Raw genomic sequence first — 7,800 nt, forward strand, 5'->3', positions numbered from 1 at the left:
GCCAAAAGTTGAGATTATTATACAGCAATATGGTACAGAAATAAACAAGCATCTATTACTTGACACGCGCGCAGCATGTTTCTATACTCGCTGGATATTTGATCAAATATAATCCTTATCAAATCAACCAGTTATAAAATAGATTCGCGATTCTACAAAGCGGAACTTAAAACACGCGTTTTATCCGCCTTGGGCGTGATCGCACGGTTTAAGAAATGACGATAGAATACTCTGTTGAAGTTTGTAAAAAACTAGAAGATGAATTTCGAAGCGCTGGGTTGCACCGGCCCATGCGAGTTGCGCAGTATGATGCAGGCACTGAACTTGTTTATGATGTAAGAGAAGTCGGCGGAAAAAATCAAGGCAGGATTCGTGCGGTTGTTGAGAAGTTTGTCGGCGGAGGTTTTGCCGGACAGGTTTACCGGGTAAGGATAGTGCAAATTGAGACTCCGGATGGTCCCATGGAAGGGCTTGAGGTCAACGGAATTTATGCCATGAAAATTCTGATTCCGTTGTCGGGGTTTTCTAGGCTGTTTCGTAATACGCTCTACTGGGTGGGTTTCCAGGGGCCCTTTCAATTGCAGGTCAATCCGGCGGCCGCTAGAGCCGGGGCACTCTGGCAAAAATTAATCCGGCGCGGGGCCGGGATTCGATTTGGCGATGAAAAAGCGGTTGTAGATATTTATGCAACGTTTGTGGATCACACTCTGGGAAGCTGCGGCGAGCTTAGTGAATGGATAGACGGACGTAACTGGCGCCTTGAGATTGATGATCGCCTCGACTTTTTGGAGCAGTGGCGCCAAGGGAAAGCGCCGGATACCTCACAGCTCGGTTCACCGGAATATCGCGCCAAGTATGAATTTATGCACCGGTTTGTTAAGCTGTTGCATGCTATGGGAGGACATGAGTTCGCCCGCCAGTACGAGTGGTATACATGCAAAAGTCAGCCTAATTGTTTGAAACGAAGTAATGCCGGAAATAACCCGGCCGACGGGTTGGTTGCGGTCGATTTCCGCGCCGGGCTTGCACTGCTTCCGTTTTTACCGATGAGCCCCGCGGACATTAAGCTTATTTTCCTGGGATTTGGCCGGGGCAGTCTGGTGCAGTTTGATCGGGGCAGCCTGAGCAAATTAGAGCGGTTTATTGACGCCCATAGCGATGATTTTGCGGATATGCGCGGGATGCTGGATGAACTGAAAGCGTCGGAACGGATTTACAGAGACTCGGTGCCTGATATAACCCACAACCACCTGCGCCTGTTATACAGCCGGACGCTGTGGTCGACGATACTCAAAAGCGCCGTGACCGGGTGGCAGGTACAGAATGTCGTCGATAATGAATGGGCTCAAAAGCTTGAGCGCAGCAGAGGTTTGACAATACTCTTTTTTTTAATGGGCCTGATACCGCTATTAGGTACTTTCCTTCGGCGGCTTTTGGGACGGGCGGATTGGCGCAGGCACTACACCGGAATGTTTTCGAGCTGGAACTATTTAAGACGGACATTCAAGGGCAAAATGGCTGAAAAAGTTATTCTCTGGCACCGGGAAAGCCGGGTTGATGCTGACAATGCTTTAGAAGTAGCGCGATCGTCCAGGCGGTTTTGGAGTCATTTTGCAGTGTCGCTGCTCCCGGTTGGTTTGCACCGATTAACGACCGATTGGCAATATGCAAAAGAGCGCCTGCATTATCTATTTATACGGCCGATCCGGCTGTATTTTGACCCCGAGCTGCGTGAGCAGTGGCTACGTGACATGGTGACCGAAGGCCGCAAAAAACATATTTTAAGCGCTGACGACGCCGGCATTATCCTTTCCCGGATTGATGAACCTTTTATCCAGAAATACTTGAAAAACCTGGCTGTACATGTCTGCACGCTGCCGGTGACCCAGATTGTGTCCGTGCTGGTTGTAATTATTTATGTTACCATGCATCCGGAGATGCCGCGAGCTCAGGCTTGGGGAATAGGCCTGGGAATTATCGCATTGTTTCAAGTCGTACCGATTTCCCCGGGCTCTTTGGTACGAGGCCTTTATGTGCTGTACCTGGTCATCAGTGAACGCAATTTCAAAGACTACAATATCGCCGTGTTTTTAGGGTTTTTTAAGTATATCGGTTATCTTGCATTTCCGATTCAGATGACCTATCGCTACCCGGTGCTGGCGCGATTTATGGCGGTACATTGGGCCAATGAAACCGTACACTTTATCCCCGTGTTTGGTGAAAGCGGTGCGCTGCTGGAACACTGGGTGTTTTGCATGTTTTACAACTGGCCGTTGACCATCCGGCGCCGCATCACCAAGCGCATGAAGCTGCGGGTATCGCTGGCAAGGCGATATTGGCACATCGGTTTGTATGCATTCCTTATGGCGGGAATATTGGTAATGGCGGATTTTGTTTACTTGAAAACTGCCGGAATGCTTCCGGGCCTGGCGGCGATTTGGTGGCCGGCGCTGCTCCTCCCGCTGGTTTGCGGCGGCCTGGTGACATTGGGCTGCGGTGGAGCGGAGCTGGGTAAACGGTTTGTCGGGGCGGCTGCCTGCGGTGCGGTCGCCGGAGTGCTTTATACTGCACTGGTCGTATTGCTGAACCCAAACAGTGCTATTTCAGCCGGCGGTATTGCAGCAAATTGTCTGTGGCGCGTATTTCTTTTTTCGATATTATCAACTATTGGGGCCATCGTTACCGAGCTGAAGATAGCTGACCCGGATTTAAAATAAAACCGTGCTTATTCCAAAAGACAATGCAACAGCGGAAGCACCGAGCACTGTTGCCATCCTTTATCGCTCAACAGTGGGGTGGTTAGCTTCTGCCTTGCTTGGAGTTACCGGAGTGTTTTCTACACAATTTTTGGGACTCTCCAATATGTTTGCAGCTCAAACTACTATGGGAATATTCGGATTTGCAGGCGGTTTGTCGCATTACCTGACCATTAAATCAGCCGGAGCAAAGATTTCCCCGGAACGAGGCCTATCACTCTCGCTGGTATTGGCCTTGAGTTGTGCGGGGGCCGTAACTCCACTGTTTCTAACAATGGGAACGTCATATAAAATGACAGTTATCACTTTTTACAGCTTTGCCATCTTCGGAGCACTTGGAGGAACTGCGGCTGCTTTCGCGATGAGAACCGGCTTTGACAAGGCCTCATCTAATGATGTTGTTCCTTCAGTTGTCTCATGGTCTTTCAGTTTAGGCCTGGCCGCTTTTGCAGGTGAAATAATCGGTGAAAGCTTGCAAACGTTTTTACCCGAATGGCTGGCATGGTCTTTTGCATTTGGGGTGTTGGCGCTGATTGTCGGGGCCGGCAGTGGGTATTCAATCGTACTTTTTTTAAGAGGAGGAATGGAGAAAAGGCACGTTTTTGAAAGATACAAGATTGATTATGCAGCGTTCTCGACAGAAAAAAATAGACGTTATCTCCTGGTCATGGTGCTACTCTCTGTGCCGTTTTACCTGAATGATTTTTCAAATATTTTCATAAAAGATTGGCGCTTGTGGCTATTGATAGACTATACTGTCGTAAAAATCTTTCCTTTCTCGGTTGTGTTTTGGTTAATCCGCGCAAAGAAAATGCAGCCTTTTGAATTCGGCCTTACTTCCCAGCAGGTGATTCCTTTTGTAACCGTATTTCTCATTGGTACCCTGGTGGGTACGTTCATCGACCAAAACGGATACATGATCATGAACCGGTTTCCCGGTTATGCCCCTTTAAAAGGCATGCCCACAATCGAAAATCCTCCGTGGAAGTGGATTGATCTCACCGCCGGGCTTTTGATGGTGGGGATATTTGAAGAACTCGTTTTTCGAGGGTACCTGCATACCTTGCTTGTTCGTTATACCCGCAACTCCTTTATCATCATCGGAATTTCTTCTGTTGCTTTTGGGTTCATCCACTGGAGCGGAGGATTACACCAAGTAATAGTAACGTCGGCCATTGGTGCTGTTTTCATGACTCTATATTTGAGAACGCATTCTCTTCCCGCAATTATGCTGGCGCATTTTGCCGTCAATTTCATTGACTTTGCAGGCGTCATCCCCAAGACTGTTTTTAGGTTTTTATAAGGGTTAGGTTGTAAATTCAGATTCAACATATTTTAATGAAGAGTCCACACCTCGAGAGCATATAAAAGATGAACGTCGAACATCGAACATCGAACATTGAACATCGAATGATGAAATCGCTTCGCTCCGCCAGTTTATAAATTGGCAGAATACCTTATTCAAAATTCGATGTTGGACGTTCGATGTTCGATGTTCAAATTGTTGCATCTGAAATTACGACTAAACCTTCATATCACGTTGAAATTACGTATACAGGTCAGGAGTTCTGAAATTATAGATGCTGTGTGGCCCATGAAGAAATTTTATCGTTGCAGAAACACCAGGCTTAAAGCCGGAACGTAGGTAATGATGAGGACCGCGGCAAGCAGCACAATCATAAACGGTATCGCCGCCTGGTAGAGCTCAATGATTGGTTTGTCAAAACGGTAGCTGGCGATAAACAGATTCATGCCCACCGGCGGCGTAATATACCCGATTTGCATATTGGCCAGAAAAATGATCCCTAAATGTACCGGATCCACACCGTAATTGATAGCAACGGGAAGAATGATCGGGACCATAATGACTATCGCTGAAAAGATGTCCAGAATGGCGCCTAAGATCAGCAACAGAATGTTCAGCAGGATCAAAAAAACGATTTTACTGCTGACATGAGCTTGGATGACATCAAACAGTCGTATGGGCACTTCGGCATCGATCAGAAAATTGGTCGACGCCAGCGATACACCCAGTATCAGCAGAATCCCGCCGACCATTACCATCGAATCCCGCATAATAGCCGGAAGCTTTGAAAGACTGATCTCCTTATAGATAAATACTTCGACCACGAGGACATACATGGCCGTAGCCGCAGCCGCTTCGGATACGGCAAAAAATCCGCCGTAAATTCCACCCAGCACGAAAAACGGCAGCGGTATCTCCCAGACGGCTTCCCGCAGCGCGCTCTTGGCTTCTTGCACTGAAAATAACGGACGCTCGACGGGGTTCTGGCGGTTTTCCCACAAACTCCAGAACGACAGCAGCACCACCATCAGCAGTCCGGGAAGCAGGCCTGCCAGAAACAAATCGCTGATGGCGACCTTTGCGCCGACGTTCATCTGTTGGGCGATGATAGCGTAAAGAATCAGCGGCAGCGAGGGCGGGAAAAGCAGGCCCAGGCTGCCGGAAGTCGTCACCAGGCCGAGGCTGAATTTATCCCGGTATCCGGCCTCGATTAATGCCGGATACAGCAGCGCCCCCAGGGCCACGATGGTGACGCCCGAAGCACCGGTAAAGGCGGTAAAAAAGGCGCAGGCAATGAACGCTACAATGGCCAGCCCGCCCGGCATCCAGCACAAGCATGCCCGGGTTAACCGGACCAGGCGGTGTGAGGTCCGGCTTTCTGCCAGGATGTAACCGGCAAACGTAAACAGCGGCAATGCCAGTAAGACCGGCGTGTCGGCAATACGGTAAACTTCAATGGCGATCACCGACAGGCTGACATCCAGATAATAAAAACCGAGCATCGCAACCGCCAAAATAACAGCGAACAGCGGCGTACCCAGGAGGGCTAATAGAATCAATATCAGCGCGAAAATATATATCGTCACGGTCGGAGCGCAAAAATATTTTTGAAGTTTTCAAATGACAGCATGAAGTATCGAACGGCAATCACCGCAAAGGCAAATGGTATGATTGATTCACATACCCAGGCCGGGACCTGAGCGAACAACGTACCACCGTCGGCATACTCCACCTGCACAAACAACAGGCTAAAGTAAGCCGCAACCGTACAAATCAGGGCGGTAAACAGCTGCACAACAATGCCGACCACCGGTTTGGCACGTTCCGGCAAATAGCGATCGAGAATGTCAATGTTAATGTGGTTGCCCTGCCGGCTGGCCACCATGGCCCCCACCAGACCGACCCAGAGCACCAAAATACGTACCAGAATATCGCTCCAGACAATGCCGGAATCGAACAGATTGCGCAGAAAAATCTGGGTCACCGCCAGGCCGATCATCAATAGAAGCAACCCCACCAGAATACCGTCTTCGATCCGATACAGCACCGATCGAACTCGTTCTGTAAAAGGCTTGTGTTGGTTGTTACTCATTGGCATTCATTCTGGGAACGATAGTCTTCAAGAAGGCTTTCCAGAGTGTTTACCATTTCCCGGGATAATTTGCCGGCCTTAACCAGCCGCTCCGGAATCGCCGCTGCCTTATCGTACCATTGTTTCAGATCGTCAGCATCCGGCTTGATAAACTCGATGCCCTGCTTTCGCAGCGCTTCTCTGGCTTTAACGTTGTCTTGGCGGTTAAGCCGGTCGAGCTCCTTAAATACGCGCCCCATGATTTCGCGAAAGACCCTCTGATCGTCTAAAGACAGTTTTTCAAATACTTTGCGGGCCACCGCCAGGACACCGTAGATATACAAGAAGGGCTCGTCCATTAGGTATTTGATCTGGGTATGCCACTGCAAAGCAATGGCGCCGATGGGTGGAATGGTTACCGTATTGATCAAACCGGTTTGCAGGCCGGCCCGAACGTCGGCAATCGATAACGGGATCGGCTTTATGCCAAAAGCCTGGACCGATTCCAGGATGGTTTTATCGTTATCCGGCACCCAGACCTTCTGCCGGCGCATCTCTTCAACGGTTCGGATCGGCACGGTGGCCATTACATAGGCAAAACCGCCCTCGGCGATTCCAAAGGTCACAAACCCACCCTTCTCGAAGCCGTCGATAATGCGCTGGTCCAGTTGCCGGCGAACATAATCGATCTCCTCGAAAGACTTGAATTTCATTGGCAGTCCGTAAATCTGGCTGTCCTTAAAATACTTTGTCAGGCTTCCTCCTATAACAGCACCGCCATGGAGTTGTCCGATGCGGATTTTACGCAACACCGTATTATCATCGCCCATGACGCCGCCGGGATAAAATTTTATCCGAATCCGGTTGTTGGTCCTGCGAGCCAGCTCCTGGGAACCTTCCCTCATTTTCTGCATCCAGACGGACCCCTCCGGTGACAATGTGGCGATTTTGAGCCTGATGCCCAATGCCTGGCCGGGAAGCATCATCATTAGAAAAACAACGGTACATCGCAGGATCATAGAAATTCGCATCAATCTCTCCTGATTAAAAGTACTCGTCGGCGCTTTTAAGTAATTCCAGAGCCTGCTTTTGTGCCAGGGTGTTGGCCAGCACATATCCGGGAACATCGGGGTCGGCCTCAAGCACCTCGTTAAGCAGCCGATCATGCAGATCCCGGTGGAACATCAAGCGGGCATAATGCCGAGCATACATTACCTTAACCATCAAATTTTTGCTATGTGAAATTTCAAGAGCACGCTCAAAGTGCCGGCGTCCGGTTTCCGGCTTGCCGCCCAAAGCCGGCGGAATAAAGGATGACAGTACCCCCAGATACAAATGGGCGGCGCCGTCTTGATATAATTCATCCAGCACCACAACCCGCTGCATAATAGTCTCCACCCGGGCGATGTCGGCAACCGCGTTCCAGTCCTGGCGACGCACCTGAATCCAGGCGGCCCAGGCCGACCCCAGCGCATATAGTGACGGCACAGCCTTAATCTTCAACGCGGAAATGATTTGCTCAAACTCCTGAAAATTTTTACGCTTCAGCGAGCACGCTTGCGCCCGCCGCACGCAAACAGCTTTAAGAGCGTAACCTAATGCCTTATCGGTCAATTTTTGGGCCCGGGCAACATCCTTTACGAACACGTCGGTATAAGCGGTATATA

The 7,800-nt window shown here is 49.7% G+C and carries 6 protein-coding genes; 2 read left to right on the forward strand and 4 right to left on the reverse strand.

The features are described 5' to 3' along the window. Nucleotides 1-215: 215 nt before the first annotated feature. On the forward strand, nt 216-2,717 hold the full coding sequence (locus V3S16_RS16230; RefSeq protein ID WP_413886826.1) for a hypothetical protein: 2,502 nt from the start codon (nt 216-218) through the stop codon (nt 2,715-2,717). 112 nt (nt 2,718-2,829) lie between these two features. Next, on the forward strand, nt 2,830-4,059 hold the full coding sequence (locus tag V3S16_RS16235) for a CPBP family intramembrane glutamic endopeptidase (protein ID WP_413886827.1): 1,230 nt from the start codon (nt 2,830-2,832) through the stop codon (nt 4,057-4,059). A 302-nt stretch (nt 4,060-4,361) separates the two neighbouring features. Here V3S16_RS16235 and V3S16_RS16240 read toward each other — a convergent pair whose 3' ends face one another. The 4 genes from V3S16_RS16240 to V3S16_RS16255 form a co-directional block, all read right to left on the reverse strand. Further along, nucleotides 4,362-5,648 carry a TRAP transporter large permease gene (locus tag V3S16_RS16240; RefSeq protein ID WP_413886829.1) on the reverse strand — a complete coding sequence of 429 codons (1,287 nt, stop codon included), beginning with the start codon at nt 5,646-5,648 and terminating at the stop codon, nt 4,362-4,364. Continuing rightward, nucleotides 5,645-6,154 (reverse strand): TRAP transporter small permease, encoded by a 510-nt coding sequence (locus V3S16_RS16245; protein WP_413886831.1) that lies wholly within the window; start codon nt 6,152-6,154, stop codon nt 5,645-5,647. Before V3S16_RS16245 ends, V3S16_RS16240 begins: the two co-directional genes overlap by 4 nt. Then, nucleotides 6,151-7,164 carry a TRAP transporter substrate-binding protein DctP gene (gene dctP / locus V3S16_RS16250; RefSeq protein WP_413886833.1) on the reverse strand — a complete coding sequence of 338 codons (1,014 nt, stop codon included), beginning with the start codon at nt 7,162-7,164 and terminating at the stop codon, nt 6,151-6,153. The genes V3S16_RS16245 and dctP overlap by 4 nt, the downstream gene beginning before the upstream one ends. A 13-nt stretch (nt 7,165-7,177) precedes the next feature. Beyond that, the coding region (locus V3S16_RS16255) for a TRAP transporter TatT component family protein (protein WP_413886835.1) at nt 7,178-7,800 on the reverse strand (623 nt) is incomplete at its 5' end.

The organism is Candidatus Desulfatibia sp. (assembly GCF_036446775.1).
Classification (GTDB): Bacteria; Desulfobacterota; Desulfobacteria; order Desulfobacterales; family UBA11574; genus Desulfatibia_A.